Here is a 17,909-nt window from a genome sequence, read left to right as displayed (position 1 = left end):
ATCAGGCGGAACCATTCACCGGCCGCCGCGTTAAAGCCCGAACCTTAGATTTGCTCATTGCGGTAAGAAGGAAACTGAGTATGCCCGACAAGATCACCCTTATTAACGTTGTTTGGATGACGATGATTTCGGGAATGCTTGCAGCGACAATCGCTCTTTACGATCAAAAGCCTGACCAGTCGAAGATCTACGGCCCCTTTGCTTCGGCTCGTCCCTTCGTTACCACAAGCCAATATTAAGGGGCCTGAACGCTAGTTCCACGAGAGGAAGGGAGCGATCATGTTCACGATACTAACGCTGCTTACGCTCTTCATCAGCATCATGTTCGTTGTGTCCGTCGCGTCCACTATCTCGGCGCTCTATCGCGAAAGCGAGGAGAGCAAGAAGCTGAACAAGCGCCATAGAGCGCTCTGAACGACAAGGTTTTCCGATACCTCCCCCATCCCGAGCGCGGCCCTCCAATCGCTCGGGTTAATTCGAACCGGACGCTCCCCCAAGCGTCCGGTTTTTTTATATGCCGTGACGCTTGAGCCACTGACCTCTGCTCCCCGTCGCCATTACGGCAGGGTGCTGGTATTGCATCGAAGAGCATGGCAATCGCGTCAATCGTGCTATGGCTATCCAGTTTCACAGGGGGATCGACATGCGCATAGTCCTTACAGGCAGCTCTGGGCGCCTTGGCCGTGCGATCTTCAACGCCTTGGCGACAAATCACGCGGTTGCAGGGATCGATCGCTCGCCCTTTTCGACAACGCATCTCCTCGGAGATTTTGCGGATGCAGTGCTGTTGCGCGGAGCACTGACGGGTGCGGATGCGATCGTCCATTGCGCGGCTCCGCACGCGCCGCATGTCGGAACGGTCCCCGATGGCGAGTTTTATCGAGTCAATGTCGAAGGAACACGTCTACTGGCCGAGGCGTCCTTGGCCGCTGGCGTGAAGCGCTTGGTGTTTACCAGCACGACGGCGCTTTACGGCCACGCGGTTCTTCCGGGCCGCTGCACATGGGTCGACGAAGACACCGTACCACAACCAAGAAGCATCTATCATCGCACGAAACTGGAAGCCGAGCGGATACTGGAGGATATGGCCGGTCCGGATCTGCACGTGCGCGTTTTGCGCATGTCTCGCAGCTTTCCAGAACCAGCAAATGTGATGGCTGCTTATCGGCTGCATCGCGGCGTCGACATCCGAGATGTCGCGGATGCACATGCCGCGGCGCTGACGAACGGCGGCGATCATTTTCAACGGCATATCATCTCCGCCGGCACGCTGTTCAAAGCGGAAGATTGCGAGGCGCTCGCCGTCGATGTGGCCGCCGTCATCAAATTGCGCGCGCCTGGGCTTGCCGCCAAATTCGCACAGCGAAGCTGGCCTTTGCCGCAAAACATCGATCGCGTCTACGCATCGAAATCTGCAGGCACTGTCCTCGGATGGCACTTTCGCTTCGGCTACGATGAGGTTTTCGCGCAATTGCAGCGAGGAAGCCTGGAAGTTCTTCCGCCCTTTTCCCAAACCAATAAACAATCGGAATAGCCCGGTTTTTATGCGGCGGCGGCACATCGAAAAACGGTGCCATCAACGAAAAACCGGGCAGCCAAGCCACCCGGTCTCTATTTTCACATGTTGAGCGACACGAACCTTATTCTTCGGTCGCGCCTTCGTCACTATTCGAGATTTCGGCATTACCGTTCGAAGCGTCGTCCTCGGCGCCATCGTCGCCCGCCTCATCATCGCCGTCCGGCTCGCTGATGCGCTCGACCGAAACGACTTTTTCATCCTTGGCGGTCGAGAAGATGGTGACGCCCTTGGTGGCGCGGCTGGCAATGCGGATTCCGCCGACCGGAACGCGGATCAGCTGACCGCCGTCCGATACCAGCATGAGCTGATCGCCGTCTTCGACCGGGAAGGCAGCCACAAGCTCGCCGATCTCGCTGGTCTTCGAGGTATCGGTGGCGCGGATACCCTTGCCGCCGCGGCCGGAGATACGGAAATCGTAGGAGGACGAACGCTTGCCGAAGCCCTTTTCCGAGACCGTCAGCACGAATTGTTCCAGCGCCTTCAGCTCTTCATAGCGTTCATCGCTAAGCTGTCCCTCCTCGGTGACTTCCTCGCCCACCAGCGCAATTTCCTCGTCCTCGCCCGTGGTCGAGCGGCGGTCACTTGCGGCGCGCTTGAGATAGGCGGCGCGTTCCCAGGGTTCGGCATCGACGTGATTGACGATGGTCATCGAGATGATGCTGTCGCCAGAGGCCAGCGTAATGCCGCGTACGCCGATGGAATTGCGGCCGGCAAAAACGCGCACGTCCGAAACCGGGAAGCGGATGCACTGACCTAGCGCCGTCGTCAGAAGGACGTCGTCATGTTCGGTGCAGGTCTCCACGGAGAGGATTTCGTCGCCCTCTTCCTCCAGCTTCATGGCGATCTTGCCATTACGGTTGACCTGAACGAAGTCCGACAGCTTGTTGCGGCGCACGGTGCCACGCGTCGTGGAGAACATGACGTCGAGATTGTCCCAGGTGGCCTCGTCCTCGGGCAACGGCATGATCGTGGTAATGCGCTCGCCGGGCTCCAGCGGCAGCATGTTGATCAGCGCCTTGCCGCGCGACTGCGGCGTGCCGATCGGCAGGCGCCAGACCTTCTCCTTGTAGACGATGCCATGCGACGAGAAGAACAGAACCGGCGTATGGGTATTCAGAACGAATAGCCGGGTAACGAAATCCTCGTCACGCGTCGTCATTCCGGAGCGACCCTTGCCACCGCGGCGTTGGGCGCGATAGGTGGTTAAAGGCACTCGCTTGATATAGCCGAGATGCGAAACGGTAACGACCATATCCTCGCGGGCGATCAGATCCTCGTCGTCCATCTCCAGGCCACCGTCGACGATTTCGGTCCGGCGCGGCGTGCCGAACTCATCGCGCACGGCAATAAGCTCTTCTTTTACAATGGCTTGGATACGGACGCGCGATGACAGGATCTCGAGATAGTCCTTGATCTCGGCTCCGATCTTGTTGAGTTCGTCGCCGATTTCGTCGCGGCCAAGTGCGGTCAAACGGGCGAGACGCAGCTCGAGAATGGCGCGCGCCTGTTCTTCCGAGAGATTATAGGTTCCGTCGTCGTTAATGCGATGGCGCGGATCGTCGATTAGCCGGATAAGGGATTCGACGTCCTCCGCAGGCCAGCGGCGGGTCATCAGTTCTTCGCGCGCCGATTGCGGGTCGGGTGCCCGCCGGATGACGCGGATCACTTCATCGATATTGGCGACCGCAATCGCCAGGCCGACCAAGACGTGGGCGCGCTCGCGCGCCTTGCGCAACAGATATTTGGTGCGGCGGCTGACCACGTCTTCGCGGAAGGACACGAAGGCTCTCAGCATGTCGAGCAGGGTCAGCTGCTCCGGCTTGCCGCCGTTCAGCGCGACCACGTTGGCGCCGAAAGAGGTCTGCAGCGGGGTATAGCGATAAAGCTGATTGAGGATGACTTCGGCATTAGCATCGCGCTTCAGCTCGATCACCACGCGGTAGCCCTGGCGGTCGGATTCGTCGCGCAGGTCGGAGATGCCTTCGACGCGCTTTTCGCGCACGAGCTCGGCCATCTTCTCGATCATCGACGCCTTATTCACCTGATAGGGGATCTCGGTGATGATGATCTGCTCGCGGTCGCCGCGCATCGGTTCGATCGCTGCGACGCCGCGCATGACGATGGAGCCGCGTCCGGTCTCGTAGGCCGAGCGGATGCCGGCACGGCCGAGGATCTTGGCGCCGGTCGGAAAATCCGGACCCGGGATGATCTGCATGATCTCCGGCAGTTCGATCGCCGGATTGTCGATCAGCGCGATGCAGCCGTCGATCACCTCAGACAGGTTATGCGGCGGAATATTGGTCGCCATGCCGACGGCGATACCGCCGGAACCGTTGACCAGCAGGTTCGGGAACTTTGCCGGCACCACGACGGGTTCGCTCAACGTGCCGTCATAGTTCTCGCGGAAATCGACGGTTTCCTTGTCGAGGTCGTCGAGCAGCGAATGCGCCACTTTCTGCAGGCGGCATTCCGTATAACGTTCGGCCGCCGGCGGATCGCCGTCCACTGAACCAAAATTGCCCTGGCCGTCGATCAGAGGCAGCCGAAGCGACCAAGGCTGCGCCATGCGGGCGAGCGCGTCATAAATCGCCAGATTGCCGTGCGGGTGATATTTACCCATCACGTCACCGGTGACGCGGGCGCATTTCACATATTTCTTGTTCCAATCGATCCCGAGTTCCGACATGCCATACAGGATGCGCCGATGGACGGGCTTGAGACCATCGCGAACATCGGGAAGCGCGCGGCTGACGATCACGCTCATGGCGTAATCGAGATACGACCGCTGCATTTCCTCCATGATGGAAATTGGCTCGATGCCTGGCGGGAGCTTCCCGCCGCCGGGTGGTGTTTGCTCAGTCAAAACAGATCACGATCTCTTTTAGAATCACTGCGGAATTTATAGCCGAAAGGCCCAGTCAGCGCCAATTTTGACCGGTGCTTTTGAACAGGCTTTTGCCCTCTTAACCCGCCAAATCGAACATTTCCGTGGCAGAAGGTCTCAGTAGCGCCGCATTGCGCTTTGCGAAACCACATTCCTCGCATATCAATGGACCAACAACAAATTAGAAACAAGTGCCGGGGATCATATGGCGAGCGCGGACACGCTGATCAATGCCTTCACAACGCTGCTCGTTACCGTCGATCCGCCAGGTCTTGCTCCGCTCTTCATCGGCCTTACAACCGGCATGAACCGAGCTCAACGCCACCAGGTGGCATTGCGTGGTTCGCTGATTGCATTCTTCATCCTGGCGGCCTTTGCCTTGTTCGGTGCCAGCGTGCTCGGCATTCTCGGCATTTCCATCGGCGCCTTCCGCATCGCCGGCGGCCTGCTGCTCTTCTGGATCGCCTTCGAGATGGTGTTCGAGAGACGGCAGGATAGGAAGGAAAAGACGACGGAAGTCGCAATCACCAAGGATCATATCCAGAATATCGCGGTATTTCCCTTGGCTTTGCCGCTGATCGCGGGACCGGGCGCCATTTCGGCAACCATCCTGCTGGCCGGTTCGCTGCAGACCACGTTTGACCGAGCCCAATTGATCCTCGTTATCGCCGTCAATCTCGGACTGGTCTTCGCAGCTTTGGCCGTCTCGGACAGGCTCGATCGCATGCTGGGATCAACCGGCCGCGCCATCCTGACACGCCTGCTCGGCGTCATCCTCGCCGCGCTCGCCGCCCAATTCGTCGTGGATGGGGCGAAAGCGGCACTCAAGCTCGCATAAAATAAGCCCGCCGGGAAAGGCGGGCCATTCAATTCAATCCGGTATGACCTACAGATCAAAGCCGCGCGATCAGAACGGGATATCGTCGTCCAGGTCACGCGAGAAATTGCCGCCGCTGCTGCTTGCGGCACCGCCACGATTACCGCCGGCGCTGCGGCCAGAGGATTGCGACGAAGGCTGACCATAGTCATCACCGCCATAGTCGCCGCCGTAACCACCGCCAAAGTCACCGCCTCCGCGTCCACCGCGGCCGCCTTCGACAGCGCCGCCGCCTTCGCCACGGCCGTCCAGCATGGTCAGCGTCGAATTGAAGCCCTGCAGTACGACCTCGGTCGAATAACGATCCTGGCCGTTCTGATCCTGCCATTTGCGCGTCTGGAGAGCGCCCTCGATATAGACCTTGGCGCCCTTCTTCAGATACTGCTCGGCGACCTTGCAGAGACCTTCGTTGAAGATCACCACGCGGTGCCACTCCGTCTTTTCCCGGCGCTCGCCGGAATTGCGGTCGCGCCAGGTTTCCGACGTCGCGATGTTGAGGTTGGCGATCGGACGGCCGTCCTGCGTGCGGCGGATTTCCGGGTCCGCCCCGAGATTTCCAACCAGAATTACCTTGTTCACACTACCGGCCATGATTACCTACCCTGCTTGCCGCCTATCGACGGCTCTGAAATTCTATCCACGCACCTTAGACCATTGCCGCCATCAGGCGCTATTTAAGCGGCACCATATGCCGCGGTCATCCACAGACATTATACAGCATGCGACCTTGACCCAGAGGCAAATTTGTTCTTTCTTTGTTCTAATTCACCTCTATGATCCTGTCAACCGAATCGAAAACCCGGCGTTGTCCTTCATTTCAGCCTCGACTCACGGGCGGGCATCACTAAATAAGGGCAGACACCAAGGGACCAGCAGACGACGATGAATGAACTGAAGACTATTTCCATACGTGGCGCGCGCGAGCACAATCTCAAGGGGATCGATCTCGATCTTCCGCGCAACAAGCTGATCGTCATGACGGGCCTTTCAGGCTCCGGCAAGTCCTCGCTCGCCTTCGACACGATCTATGCCGAGGGACAGCGCCGCTACGTCGAGAGCCTGTCGGCCTATGCGCGGCAATTCCTGGAAATGATGCAGAAGCCGGACGTCGATCAGATCGACGGCCTGTCGCCAGCGATTTCGATCGAGCAGAAGACCACGTCGCGCAACCCGCGCTCGACGGTCGGCACGGTCACTGAAATCTACGACTATATGCGTCTTCTATTCGCCCGCGTCGGGGTGCCCTATTCGCCGGCCACCGGCCTGCCGATCGAGAGCCAGACGGTCAGCCAGATGGTCGACCGCGTGCTCGCCTTCGGCGAAGGCACCAGGCTTTATATCCTGGCGCCGCTCGTGCGCGGCCGCAAGGGCGAGTACAAGAAGGAACTGGCGGAGCTCATGAAGAAGGGCTTCCAGCGCGTCAAGGTCGACGGCCAGTTTTACGAGATCGCCGATGTCCCGGCGCTCGACAAGAAGTACAAACACGATATCGACGTGGTAGTCGACCGTATCGTCATCAGGCCCGACGTCTCAGCGCGTCTGGCGGACAGCTTCGAAACGTCGTTGCGCCTTGCCGACGGCCTCGCCATCGCGGAATTCGCCGACAAACCGTTGCCGCCGGAAGAAACCGCGGCCGGCGGCTCGGCCAACAAGTCGTTGAACGAGACGCATGAGCGCGTGCTGTTTTCGGAAAAGTTCGCCTGCCCGGTTTCCGGTTTCACCATTCCTGAGATCGAGCCGCGGCTGTTTTCGTTCAACAATCCCTTCGGCGCCTGCCCTTCCTGCGACGGGCTGGGTTCGCTGCAAAAGATCGATCCCGCCCTGATTGTGCCGGAGCCGGAGCGCACGCTGCGCGACGGCGCCATTGCGCCCTGGGCCAAGTCGACCTCGCCTTATTACAATCAGACGCTGGAAGCGCTCGGCAAGCATTACGGTTTCAAGCTTGGCAGCCGCTGGAGCGAGTTGTCCAATACGGCGAAAGACGTCATCCTGAACGGCACCGAGGACAAGATTGAGTTTCATTACGCCGACGGCGCCCGGTCCTACACGACGCATAAGAATTTCGAGGGCATTGTGCCGAACCTCGAACGCCGCTGGAAAGAAACGGATTCCGCCTGGGCGCGCGAGGAAATCGAGCGTTTCATGTCGGCAGCCCCCTGCCCGGCCTGCAATGGCTATCGCCTGAAGCCGGAAGCGCTGGCGGTAAAGATCAACAAGCTGCATATCAGCCAGACCGCAGAAATGTCGATCCGCGTTGCCCGCGACTGGTTCGAAGGACTGCCTGCGACGTTCACCGACAAGCAGAACGAGATCGCCGTGCGTATCCTCAAGGAGATCCGCGACCGCCTGCGTTTCCTCAACGATGTCGGCCTCGAATATCTAAGCCTGTCGCGCAATTCCGGTACGTTGTCCGGCGGCGAAAGCCAGCGCATTCGCCTTGCCTCGCAGATCGGCTCGGGCCTGACGGGCGTGCTCTATGTGCTGGACGAACCGTCGATCGGTCTGCATCAGCGCGACAATGCCCGTCTGCTGGAAACGCTGAAACATCTGCGCGACATCGGCAACACGGTGATCGTCGTCGAACACGACGAGGATGCGATCCTGACGGCGGATGATGTCGTCGATATCGGTCCGGCCGCCGGTGTCCATGGCGGCGAGATCGTGGCACATGGCACGCCGCGGGACGTCATGGCCAATCCGAAGTCGCTGACCGGCAAATATCTCTCCGGCGAGCTTGGCGTTCCCGTTCCCGACGAGCGCCGCAAGGTCAAGAAGGGCAAGGAGATCAAGGTTATCGGCGCAAGAGGCAATAACCTTAAGAACGTCACGGCCTCGATCCCACTCGGCGTCTTCACCGCGGTCACCGGCGTTTCCGGCGGCGGCAAGTCCACGTTCCTGATCGAGACGCTCTACAAGTCTGCCGCCCGCCGCGTCATGGGCGCGCGCGAAATCCCGGCCGATCATGATCGCATCGACGGCTTCGAACATATCGACAAGGTGATAGACATCGACCAGTCGCCGATCGGCCGCACGCCGCGATCGAACCCGGCAACTTATACCGGCGCCTTCACGCCGATCCGCGACTGGTTCGCCGGTCTGCCGGAGGCCAAGGCGCGTGGCTATCAGCCCGGTCGCTTCTCCTTCAACGTCAAGGGCGGCCGCTGCGAAGCCTGCCAGGGCGATGGCGTCATCAAGATCGAAATGCACTTCTTGCCTGACGTTTACGTCACCTGTGACGTCTGCCACGGCAAGCGCTACAACAGAGAAACTCTGGACGTCACCTTCAAGACCAAGTCGATCGCCGATGTGCTCGACATGACAGTCGAAGAGGGCGTCGATTTCTTCGCGGCCGTTCCAGCCGTGCGCGACAAACTGCAGTCGCTGAAAGATGTCGGTCTCGGCTATATCAAGGTCGGCCAACAGGCTAATACGCTTTCGGGTGGCGAGGCGCAGCGCGTCAAGCTAGCCAAGGAACTATCGAAGCGATCGACGGGCCGCACCCTTTATATCCTTGACGAACCAACCACCGGCCTGCATTTCCACGACGTCGCTAAACTCCTGGAAATGCTGCACGAGCTGGTCAATCAGGGCAATTCGGTTGTTGTTATCGAGCATAATCTCGAGGTCATCAAGACCGCCGACTGGATCCTCGACTTCGGTCCCGAAGGCGGCGATGGCGGCGGGGAGATCGTTGCGGTCGGCACACCTGAAGCGATCGTCAAGGAGAAGCGGTCCTATACCGGTCAGTTTCTGAAGGAACTGCTGGAGCGGCGGCCGATGAAGAAGGTGGTTGCCGCAGAGTGAGCTAACCTAGCCGATCAATGGAGGAGAGAATGACCACTGCAGGCACGATCCGAACCGGTATCGGCGGCTGGACCTTTGAGCCTTGGCGCGGGACATTTTATCCCGACACGCTGAAGCAGAAGGACGAGCTCAATTTCGCCAGCCGCAAGCTGAGGGTGATCGAGGTCAACGGCACCTATTACAGCACGCAGAAGCCGGAGGTTTTTGCCAAATGGGCGGCCGATGTGCCTGATGGTTTCATCTTCTCGCTCAAGGCGACGCGTTTCGTCACCAACCGGCGTGTGCTCTCCGAAGCCGGCGAATCGATGCAACGCTTCCTCGACTCCGGTATCAGCGAACTGGGCGCCCATCTCGGGCCGCTACTCTGGCAATTCGCTCCGACCAAGAAGTTCGATCCGGATGATTTCGAGGCATTCCTGAAATTGCTGCCGAGCAAACAGGACGGCTTGGCGCTCAAGCACGTCGTCGAGGTCAGGCATGACTCGTTCAAGGTGCCGGAATTCATTGCTCTGCTCGCCAAATACAATGTCGCGCCGGTTTGCGCCGAACACTTTGAATATCCGATGATCGCCGATGTCACCGCCGATTTCGTCTATGCCCGCCTACAGAAGGGTTCTGACGACATAAAGACCTGTTACGCGCCGAAGGACTTGAAGGCCTGGGCGAAGCGGTTGGAAACGTGGGCCGAGGGCGGGATACCTGATGATCTGCCGCTGATCGATGGAGTTCGCAAGGTCAAGGCTGAGCCACGCGACGTCTTTGCCTTCATGATCCACGAGGGCAAGGTCAATGCGCCGCATGGCGCGATCGCGTTGCAGGAAGAAGTGGTGAAATAGCGGTTGTCAGAAAGGTGTGACGTGAGCGACGAGGTCTTCGGCCGTCAACCCCTTTGCCGCCCTCTGCCCGGCCACGCCATGCAGCCAGACACCAGCCGCCGCAGCTTCGAATGCGGGTGCCCCTTGCGTCATAAGTCCGCCGATGATGCCGGCGAGTACGTCGCCTGAGCCAGCAGTGGCAAGCCATGACGGGGCATTGGCGTTGATCAGCGCCCGGCCGTCGGGTGCGGCAATGACGCTGTCGGCGCCCTTATAGATGATGGCGGCATGGGCGCGTGCCGCCGCCGCCCTCGCCTTCTCGACCTTACTCAACGTATTGTCTGCAGCGATATCGGGGAAAAGGCGGGCGAACTCACCCTCATGTGGCGTCAGCACCAAGCGTGTCGGACCGTCAGCAAAAGCATCAAACAAACGTTGCGGATCATCGCGAAATGACGTGATACCGTCAGCATCGAGCACCAGATGGCGTTCGCTGAGGGCCAGCACAAATTGCCGAGCCTTCTCGCCCGCGCCGAAGCCGGGGCCGAGGACGAAAGTCGAGAGGCGCTGGTCGGCAAGCCAGGCACGCAGGGCGGTTTCGTCGTCGACCACGCGCAGCATGATCGCGGTCAGCAGGCCCGCATTGACGGCCAGCGCCTGTTCCGGCGAGGCGATGGTGACGAGCCCTGCCCCCGCCTTCAGCCCGGCCATAGCCGACATGCGCGCCGCACCCGTCACCGTCGCGCCGCCGGAAAAGACCACCAGATGGCCGCGCTTGTATTTGTGAGTATCCGTCGCGGCCGTAGGCAGGTCCGCCTGCCATTGCGCCGGCGTGTTTTCCGCGATCATGCCGTTCGCCTGCGCGCGGACAATGCGTGCTGGAATGCCGATATCGAAAACCTCCAACACGCCGCAAAGGTCCCGCCCCGGCATCAGCAGATGACCAGGCTTGCGGGTCATGAACGTGACCGTCCGCACAGCGCGGAAGGCGGTGCCGAGCACCTGACCGCTGCGACCGTCAAGGCCGGAGGGCAAATCGACGGCGATGACGGGAAGGCGGGCCTCCGTAATCTCCGCGATGACTGCAGCAACTTCATCAGGGACGGAACGAGAGAGGCCGGCGCCGAAAATGGCATCGATGACGATATCCCCGGGGCGCGGCGAATAGCGCGCCATTGTTTCGCCGACGACCGGACAATCCGCAAAGGCACGGGCAGCATCGCCTTTCAGTTTTTTGGGATCGCCGAGATAGAAGAGCCGCATCACCGCTCCGCTTTGCTGCAAGGCCAGTGCCGCGACATAACCATCGCCGCCGTTGTTGCCGGGACCGCAGAGCACGACATACCGCAAGGCCTCAGGGAAATGCCGAAGGGCGCTCGCGGCCACAGCCTGGCCTGCCTTTTCCATAAGTCCGTAGGAGTCTATGCCTGACGCGGCCGCCGCCCGATCGACGGCAGCCATATCATCGGGCGAAAGAAGCAGATCGGCGAGTTGTGACATCATGATGCTCACTATTGAATGCGAAACCTGCCTGAAAAACAACCGCCATTCCGAGGCACCATTTGCTCATAGAGCATGCATTTGCATGATTTTTATGCAGATGCGCTAAAAATCCTCTCGAAGGACAATTGTGAGAAATACAGCACTTTTTTGCAAAATTTTGCCTCATCTGATGCGTTTCGGTGCGAAATCGCTTTCAATTTTCCGAAAAATCCTCATCAATCCGGGTTCTCGGCGTCAATTCGCCGAGATTTTTACGGCAGGCCTCTGTGAACTGGCATGATACATGCATCAAGTTGGCCAAGCGGGAGTAGTCCTGCTGTAACGGGAGAAGCGGAGAGACATTTTCTCATGAAAAAGATCGAAGCGATCATTAAGCCTTTCAAGCTCGACGAAGTGAAGGAAGCCCTTCAGGAAGTCGGCCTGCAGGGCATCACTGTCACGGAAGCGAAGGGCTTCGGTCGTCAGAAAGGTCACACGGAGCTCTACCGTGGTGCCGAATACGTCGTCGACTTCCTGCCCAAGGTTAAGGTCGAAGTCGTATTGGCCGACGAAAATGCGGAAGCGGTGATCGACGCTATCCGCAAGGCGGCACAGACTGGCCGTATCGGCGACGGCAAGATTTTCGTCTCCAATGTGGAAGAGGTCATTCGAATCCGCACCGGAGAAACGGGTATAGACGCCATTTAATCGGCCCGGCCTTTTCCGGCCGTGGCCCGTAATCGTCATCTAAGTCAAGGGAAGAAATTTTAATGACGACCGCAAGCGAAATTCTCAAACAGATCAAGGATAACGACGTCAAGTTCGTTGACCTGCGGTTCACGGATCCCAAGGGCAAGCTGCAGCATGTCACGATGGACATCGTATGCGTCGACGAAGACATGTTCGCCGATGGCGTCATGTTCGACGGCTCCTCGATTGCGGGTTGGAAGGCCATCAACGAATCCGACATGGTACTGATGCCCGATACCGATACGGTCCACATGGATCCGTTCTTCGCGCAGTCCACCATGGTCATCCTCTGCGACATCCTCGACCCGGTCTCCGGCGAAGCCTATAACCGCGACCCGCGCGGTACCGCCAAGAAGGCTGAAGCCTATCTTAAGGCATCCGGCATCGGCGACACCGCCTTCTTCGGTCCGGAAGCTGAATTCTTCGTCTTCGACGACGTCAAGTACAAGGCCGATCCCTACAATACCGGCTTCAAGCTCGACTCCAGCGAATTGCCGTCCAACGACGACACCGACTACGAAACCGGCAACCTTGGCCACCGTCCGCGTATCAAGGGCGGCTACTTCCCGGTTCCGCCGGTCGATAGCGCCCAGGACATGCGTTCGGAAATGCTGACGGTTCTCGCCGAAATGGGCGTTGTCGTCGAAAAGCATCACCACGAAGTCGCCGCCGCTCAGCACGAACTTGGCATCAAGTTCGACACGCTGGTGCGCAACGCCGACAAGATGCAGATCTACAAGTACGTCGTTCACCAGGTCGCCAATGCCTACGGCAAGACGGCAACCTTCATGCCGAAGCCGATCTTCGGCGACAACGGCTCGGGCATGCACGTTCACCAGTCGATCTGGAAGGGCGGCAAGCCGACCTTCGCGGGCGACGAATATGCAGGCCTTTCCGAAAGCTGCCTCTACTACATCGGCGGCATCATCAAGCATGCCAAGGCCATCAACGCCTTCACCAACCCGTCGACGAACTCCTACAAGCGTCTCGTCCCGGGCTATGAAGCTCCGGTCCTGCTCGCCTACTCGGCTCGCAACCGTTCGGCTTCCTGCCGTATCCCGTTCGGCTCCAACCCGAAGGCAAAGCGCGTCGAGGTCCGCTTCCCGGACCCGGTCGCCAACCCGTATCTCGCCTTCGCCGCCATGCTGATGGCCGGCCTCGACGGCATCAAGAACAAGATCCATCCGGGCAAGGCCATGGATAAGGACCTGTACGATCTGCCGCCGAAGGAGTTGAAGAAGATTCCGACGGTTTGCGGTTCGCTGCGTGAAGCGCTCGAAAGCCTGGACAAGGACCGCAAGTTCCTGACCGCCGGCGGCGTCTTTGATGACGATCAGATCGATGCCTTCATCGAGCTGAAGATGCAGGAGGTCATGCGCTTCGAAATGACCCCGCATCCGGTTGAATACGATATGTACTACTCGGCATAAGAACCGAGGTGAAAGCCCCGGTTTCGCCGGGGCTTTCCCATGCTGGCAAGCGTGAGGCAGACGCATTTTCGGTCACGGCCGCCTTGCTGGATGTCATAATTCGTGTGTCGCGGAATCGAACAAAGTGGGGCGAGCGGCGTTGATCGAATGTGACGGTTAGATGAAGGAATCGGGGCAGAATCCTTGATATCGGTGGTGAAACCCACCACATGATCGCTTGAAAGGAAGTCGCCATGAAACAACGAACTGCAAAATTCAATATCGGCGACGTAGTTCGGCACCGGATGTTTCCCTTCCGTGGTGTCATATTCGACGTCGACCCGGAATTCGCCAATACCGAAGAGTGGTGGAATTCCATTCCGTTGGAAGTGCGGCCCAGCAAGGACCAGCCCTTCTATCACCTTCTCGCCGAAAACGACGAGACTGAATACGTCGCATACGTGTCCGAGCAGAATCTGATTAGCGACGAGAGCGGCGTCCCGCTTCGCAATCCGCAGATCGCTCAGATCTTCGACAAGGGGCCCACAGGCGAGTTCAAGCCCAAGATGAGCTTCGCCCACTAGGCATCAATTTCATGCAAGTTTTCGAAGGGAAGACGCTCCCAACGTCTTCCCTTTCGTGTTTCTGGCCTTCATGTTTTTGGACATACGGCAACAATGAAAAAGCCCGGCGCGAAGCCGGGCTTTTTCATGAAATCTTGAAAGCGTCGCAACTTACTGCTGCTTGGCGGCCTTCTGGGCGTCTTCCAGCTTCTTGCGGGCTTCTTCAGCCTTTTTCTGCATGCTGTCCTGCAGGCTCTTCTGGCTCTCGGCCAGCTTCGAATCGGAGATCGCTGCGCCGTCATAGGCTGCGCCGAAACCGTCGAGCGAGATCTTGATCGGGTTCGGGGCGCGACGGAAGTTGATCGAGGTGAAGGTCACGTCAGTGCCCTTCTTCAGAGCCGCGATCATCGCGTCGGTCAGCGGCACTTCGGCAGTGCACTTGTCCGGCAGGCAGACAGCGTAGTCGATCTTCTGGCCCTTGCCGCCGTCGACCTGCATGGTGATGCCCGGAGCGATCAGACGTGCGGTCGGAACGGAAATCTGCAGGATCTTGCGGTTGACCTTGCCGTCGATGGAGATGAGGCCGACTGCGGTCACCAACTGGCCGTTGTTGGCCATGATCAGGTTCTGAACGATGCAGATATCGGCATCGTCCTGCTTGGTGCAGGTCTTGTACCAGCCGAGGCGCGGCTGAGCGGCGTTGCCACCACCATCAGCAGGAGCTGCGTCTGAGGCATCCTGAGCGAAAGCAGCAGCCGGAAGCGCTGCACCGATCATAAGAGCCAGAGCAGAAAGTCCTGCCCGCATTTTGTTGTCAGTCTTGAACATCATAGCGAAAGCGCCTCCTGAAATCCGATGCGGGACGACAGCCTGCCGCCCCATGCCAATCGGGTCAAACTGCCGTCCACCTGTCGAAAGATTAAGGCAAATGCATGACCCGAGAAACCCGGCACCCCTGTTACATCGCACAGGCGAGGATATCCAGCGTTTCTTTGGTCTTTTCTGTCGAGACCTAAGAATTCCCCTGGTTGCGTGTTGGATTCGGCACTGTCGTGATAAGGTTCCGCAGAATCGTGCCCCCTTACCGGAAAGGATGCCATGCGAGCGCTCCGGATCGCTATTTTCCTGTTCTTCTCAACATTCTGCAGCGCGGCAATTGCTCAGCCGCTCTATGGTATCGCAATGCATGGCGATCCTGCCTTACCGGCGGATTATGCGCATTTCACCTACGTCAATCCCAGCGTCAAAAAGGGCGGACATATCAACTATGGTGTCGTCGGTACCTTCGACAATCTCAATCCTTTCATTCTGAAAAGTATGGGCACCACGGCGCGCGGCATGTGGGACCCGGCCTACGGCAATCTCGTCTACGAGTCGCTGATGCAACGCTCGAGCGACGAGCCCTTTACGCTCTATGGACTGCTGGCGCAGACGGTGGAATGGGACGACAGCCGCAGCTTCATCCAGTTCAACCTCAATCCGAAGGCCAAGTGGTCGGACGGACAACCAGTGACGCCGGAAGATGTGATCTTCACCTTCCAGCTCTTGCGCGACAAGGGTCGCCCAAACCTTTCATCTCCGCTGAAAGGTGTCGGCAAGATGGAGAAGGTCGGCGAGCATGGCGTCTTGATTCATTTCAACGAAAAGGCGAATCGCGAAACGCCGCTGATTATCGCCATGCTGCCGATTCTGCCGAAACACATCATCGATCCCGAGACTTTCGAACGGACCACGCTCGCCATTCCAGTCGGCTCCGGGCCCTACAAGGTCAAGAGCGTCGATCCAGGTCAACGCATCATCTACCAGCGCGATCCTGGTTATTGGGGCAAGGATATTCCCGCGAAAGTCGGCGTCGACAATTACGACGAGATATCGGTCACCTATTTCCTGCAGGAGGCCACGCTGTTCGAGTCGTTCAAGAAGGGCGATATCGACGTCTATCCCGACGGTAGCCCTGGCCATTGGCAGCAGGCCTATGATTTCCCTGCCGTCACCTCCGGCGCCATCGTCAAGGAGGTTTTCACGCCGAGACTGCCGAGCGGCATGTTCGGTTTCGTCTTCAACACGCGCCGGCCGATCTTTTCCGACAAAAAGGTGCGGCAGGGCCTGGCGCTGGCCTTCGATTTCGAATGGGTCAACCGCAATCTCTCGTCGGGCGCCTATACGCGCACGCAGAGTTATTGGCAGAACTCTGATCTTTCCTCGCTCGGGGTGCCCGCGGATGCGCACGAACTTACCATGCTAGGCCCGATCAAAGATCGCATCGATCGTGATGTGCTTGATGGCACCTACAGGCTGCCCGTCAGCGACGGTTCTGGTCGCGACCGCGCTATCCTGCGCAAGGCTGTGGATCTGCTCAAGGAAGGCGGCTACACGATCCGGGGCGAAAAGATGGTCGATAGCGCCGGGCGCCAACTCAGCTTCGAGATCATGACGCAGAATGCCGACCAGGAACGTATCGCCATCGCCTATCGCCGATCCCTGGCGCTCCTTGGCATCGCGGTGACGATCCGCACGGTCGACGATTCGCAATATCAGCTGCGGACGGCAAGCTACGATTACGACATGATCCTGAAAGCCTATCCTTCCTCTCTTTCGCCCGGCACGGAGCAGCTTGGGCGATGGGGATCGGCCGCCGCCAAGGCGCCAGGCAGCTTCAATTACGCCGGCATCGCCGACCCAGATGTCGATACGCTGATCTCGCATTTCCTGACGGCCCATTCGGCCGAGGATTTTCGCGACGCTGTCCGCTCCTTCGACCGCATTCTGATCTCGGGCTATTATCTCGTGCCGCTCTATCATATCGACCAGCAATGGGTGGCGCGGCGCAGCCGCATCGCTCATCCCGATGTTCTGCCGCTTTATGGCTATCAGTTGCCCGTCTGGTGGGATGCATCGGTGCAATAAGGCGCCTCCGCCGTCAAATGTTACCGGTTCCTTTTCGGTAACCGGTTGAAGCGGTCAGCCCAAAGGCCTAGATGGCACCTTGAACCCCAATAGATCGGAAGGATTGAGCCATGGAACGCATCACGATCGATATCGTCTCGGACGTCGTTTGTCCGTGGTGCTATCTCGGCAAAGCCCGACTGGAGCTGGCGATCGCCGAGGTGCAGGATGAAGTGGGCGTCGACATCAACTGGCGGCCCTATCGCCTCAACCCCGACTATCCACCGGAGGGCGTCGACCAGAAGAAGGCGCTTGAGCAGAAGCTTGGCGGCGCGGAGCGTGTCGCGCAGGGGCACAAGATGCTGACCGATCTCGGTCGCGAAGTGGGTATCAACTTCGATTTCGAAGCCATAAAGATCGGCCCGAATACGCTTGACGCACATCGCCTCATCCAATGGGCGGGAACCGAGGACCGTGAGAAGCAGGAAAAGGTGGTGAGCGCCCTGTTCAAGGCCAATTTCGAGGAAGGCCGCAATGTCGGCGATCACGCCGTGCTGCTGGATATTGCCGAAAAGGCCGGGCTTGACCGCTCCGTCGTCGCCACGCTGCTCTCCTCCAATGCCGACCGCGATCTTATCGTCGGCGAAATCGACGCCGCTCAGAAGATCGGCGTCACCGGCGTGCCCTTCTTCATCTTCGACCAGCAATATGCCGTCAGCGGGGCGCAGACGCCGGATGTACTGGCGGGCGCGCTGCGCGACATTGCCAAGATGAAGGCCGAGGCGCGGGCGGGGATGAACTGAGCGCCTGCTTATTTCCGCCGTTGTACAGCCGATGCCACAGGCCATTTCTTGAAAGGA

General features: G+C 59.0%; 15 protein-coding genes. 11 read left to right on the top strand and 4 right to left on the bottom strand.

Annotated features, from left to right (window positions below; translation table 11 throughout):
* The first annotated feature begins 80 nt into the window (after positions 1-80).
* The 3 genes from CCGE525_RS38265 to CCGE525_RS10265 all read left to right on the top strand — a co-directional run bounded on the left by CCGE525_RS38265 (position 81) and on the right by CCGE525_RS10265 (position 1,534).
* Positions 81-239 carry a hypothetical protein gene (locus CCGE525_RS38265; protein WP_162950149.1) on the top strand — a complete coding sequence of 53 codons (159 nt, stop codon included), beginning with the start codon at positions 81-83 and terminating at the stop codon, positions 237-239.
* Between the two features lie 40 nt (positions 240-279).
* Positions 280-414 carry a hypothetical protein gene (locus CCGE525_RS39565; RefSeq protein WP_281024653.1) on the top strand — a complete coding sequence of 45 codons (135 nt, stop codon included), beginning with the start codon at positions 280-282 and terminating at the stop codon, positions 412-414.
* Positions 415-643: 229 nt separating this feature from the next.
* The gene (locus CCGE525_RS10265; protein WP_120706357.1) at positions 644-1,534 is read left to right on the top strand and encodes an NAD-dependent epimerase/dehydratase family protein; all 891 of its coding nucleotides are present in this window, start codon (positions 644-646) and stop codon (positions 1,532-1,534) included.
* A gap of 106 nt (positions 1,535-1,640) precedes the next feature.
* Here the strand turns inward: CCGE525_RS10265 and gyrA are convergent, their stop codons facing one another.
* Positions 1,641-4,442 (bottom strand): DNA gyrase subunit A, encoded by a 2,802-nt coding sequence (gene gyrA, locus CCGE525_RS10260; protein WP_120704165.1) that lies wholly within the window; start codon positions 4,440-4,442, stop codon positions 1,641-1,643.
* 226 nt (positions 4,443-4,668) lie between these two features.
* Here gyrA and CCGE525_RS10255 point away from each other — a divergent pair, with 226 nt between their 5' ends.
* On the top strand, positions 4,669-5,301 hold the full coding sequence (locus CCGE525_RS10255; RefSeq protein WP_120704164.1) for a MarC family protein: 633 nt from the start codon (positions 4,669-4,671) through the stop codon (positions 5,299-5,301).
* A gap of 69 nt (positions 5,302-5,370) precedes the next feature.
* On the opposite strand, the gene CCGE525_RS10250 is transcribed toward CCGE525_RS10255, so the two are convergent.
* A complete protein-coding gene (locus CCGE525_RS10250) occupies positions 5,371-5,931 on the bottom strand; it encodes a single-stranded DNA-binding protein (RefSeq protein WP_120704163.1) in 561 nt (186 codons plus the stop codon).
* A gap of 291 nt (positions 5,932-6,222) precedes the next feature.
* Between CCGE525_RS10250 and uvrA the strand changes: the two genes are divergently transcribed.
* On the top strand, positions 6,223-9,144 hold the full coding sequence (gene uvrA, locus CCGE525_RS10245; RefSeq protein ID WP_120704162.1) for an excinuclease ABC subunit UvrA: 2,922 nt from the start codon (positions 6,223-6,225) through the stop codon (positions 9,142-9,144).
* A 29-nt stretch (positions 9,145-9,173) separates the two neighbouring features.
* On the top strand, positions 9,174-9,980 hold the full coding sequence (locus tag CCGE525_RS10240) for a DUF72 domain-containing protein (RefSeq protein WP_120704161.1): 807 nt from the start codon (positions 9,174-9,176) through the stop codon (positions 9,978-9,980).
* Between the two features lie 6 nt (positions 9,981-9,986).
* Here CCGE525_RS10240 and CCGE525_RS10235 read toward each other — a convergent pair whose 3' ends face one another.
* Complete coding sequence (locus tag CCGE525_RS10235; protein ID WP_120706356.1) at positions 9,987-11,462, bottom strand: NAD(P)H-hydrate dehydratase; 1,476 nt, start codon at positions 11,460-11,462, stop codon at positions 9,987-9,989.
* A 348-nt stretch (positions 11,463-11,810) separates the two neighbouring features.
* Between CCGE525_RS10235 and CCGE525_RS10230 the strand changes: the two genes are divergently transcribed.
* The 3 genes from CCGE525_RS10230 to hspQ all read left to right on the top strand — a co-directional run bounded on the left by CCGE525_RS10230 (position 11,811) and on the right by hspQ (position 14,184).
* Positions 11,811-12,149 (top strand): P-II family nitrogen regulator, encoded by a 339-nt coding sequence (locus CCGE525_RS10230; protein ID WP_003539626.1) that lies wholly within the window; start codon positions 11,811-11,813, stop codon positions 12,147-12,149.
* Positions 12,150-12,211: 62 nt separating this feature from the next.
* Positions 12,212-13,621 (top strand): type I glutamate--ammonia ligase, encoded by a 1,410-nt coding sequence (glnA, locus tag CCGE525_RS10225; RefSeq protein WP_120704160.1) that lies wholly within the window; start codon positions 12,212-12,214, stop codon positions 13,619-13,621.
* 233 nt (positions 13,622-13,854) lie between these two features.
* Complete coding sequence (gene hspQ, locus CCGE525_RS10220; RefSeq protein ID WP_120704159.1) at positions 13,855-14,184, top strand: heat shock protein HspQ; 330 nt, start codon at positions 13,855-13,857, stop codon at positions 14,182-14,184.
* Between the two features lie 150 nt (positions 14,185-14,334).
* On the opposite strand, the gene CCGE525_RS10215 is transcribed toward hspQ, so the two are convergent.
* On the bottom strand, positions 14,335-14,994 hold the full coding sequence (locus tag CCGE525_RS10215; protein WP_120704158.1) for an invasion associated locus B family protein: 660 nt from the start codon (positions 14,992-14,994) through the stop codon (positions 14,335-14,337).
* A 267-nt stretch (positions 14,995-15,261) separates the two neighbouring features.
* On the opposite strand from CCGE525_RS10215, the gene CCGE525_RS10210 reads away from it, so the two are divergent.
* The gene (locus CCGE525_RS10210; protein ID WP_120704157.1) at positions 15,262-17,070 is read left to right on the top strand and encodes an extracellular solute-binding protein; all 1,809 of its coding nucleotides are present in this window, start codon (positions 15,262-15,264) and stop codon (positions 17,068-17,070) included.
* Positions 17,071-17,180: 110 nt separating this feature from the next.
* Positions 17,181-17,852, top strand: a complete 672-nt coding sequence (locus tag CCGE525_RS10205; RefSeq protein WP_120704156.1) for a DsbA family oxidoreductase — start codon at positions 17,181-17,183, stop codon at positions 17,850-17,852.
* Positions 17,853-17,909 lie beyond the last annotated feature (57 nt).

Origin of the sequence: Rhizobium jaguaris (assembly GCF_003627755.1) — a bacterium.
GTDB lineage: Bacteria > Pseudomonadota > Alphaproteobacteria > Rhizobiales > Rhizobiaceae > Rhizobium > Rhizobium jaguaris.
This window is presented reverse-complemented; position numbering and strand designations above follow the sequence as displayed.

Coding starts and splice junctions, on each gene's coding strand:
- CCGE525_RS38265 (WP_162950149.1), top strand. CDS start 81: ATGCCCGACAAGATCACCCTTATTAACGTTGTTTGGATGACGATGATT.
- CCGE525_RS39565 (WP_281024653.1), top strand. CDS start 280: ATGTTCACGATACTAACGCTGCTTACGCTCTTCATCAGCATCATGTTC.
- CCGE525_RS10265 (WP_120706357.1), top strand. CDS start 644: ATGCGCATAGTCCTTACAGGCAGCTCTGGGCGCCTTGGCCGTGCGATC.
- CCGE525_RS10255 (WP_120704164.1), top strand. CDS start 4,669: ATGGCGAGCGCGGACACGCTGATCAATGCCTTCACAACGCTGCTCGTT.
- CCGE525_RS10250 (WP_120704163.1), bottom strand. CDS start 5,931: ATGGCCGGTAGTGTGAACAAGGTAATTCTGGTTGGAAATCTCGGGGCG.
- uvrA (WP_120704162.1), top strand. CDS start 6,223: ATGAATGAACTGAAGACTATTTCCATACGTGGCGCGCGCGAGCACAAT.
- CCGE525_RS10240 (WP_120704161.1), top strand. CDS start 9,174: ATGACCACTGCAGGCACGATCCGAACCGGTATCGGCGGCTGGACCTTT.
- CCGE525_RS10235 (WP_120706356.1), bottom strand. CDS start 11,462: ATGATGTCACAACTCGCCGATCTGCTTCTTTCGCCCGATGATATGGCT.
- CCGE525_RS10230 (WP_003539626.1), top strand. CDS start 11,811: ATGAAAAAGATCGAAGCGATCATTAAGCCTTTCAAGCTCGACGAAGTG.
- glnA (WP_120704160.1), top strand. CDS start 12,212: ATGACGACCGCAAGCGAAATTCTCAAACAGATCAAGGATAACGACGTC.
- hspQ (WP_120704159.1), top strand. CDS start 13,855: ATGAAACAACGAACTGCAAAATTCAATATCGGCGACGTAGTTCGGCAC.
- CCGE525_RS10215 (WP_120704158.1), bottom strand. CDS start 14,994: ATGATGTTCAAGACTGACAACAAAATGCGGGCAGGACTTTCTGCTCTG.
- CCGE525_RS10210 (WP_120704157.1), top strand. CDS start 15,262: ATGCGAGCGCTCCGGATCGCTATTTTCCTGTTCTTCTCAACATTCTGC.
- CCGE525_RS10205 (WP_120704156.1), top strand. CDS start 17,181: ATGGAACGCATCACGATCGATATCGTCTCGGACGTCGTTTGTCCGTGG.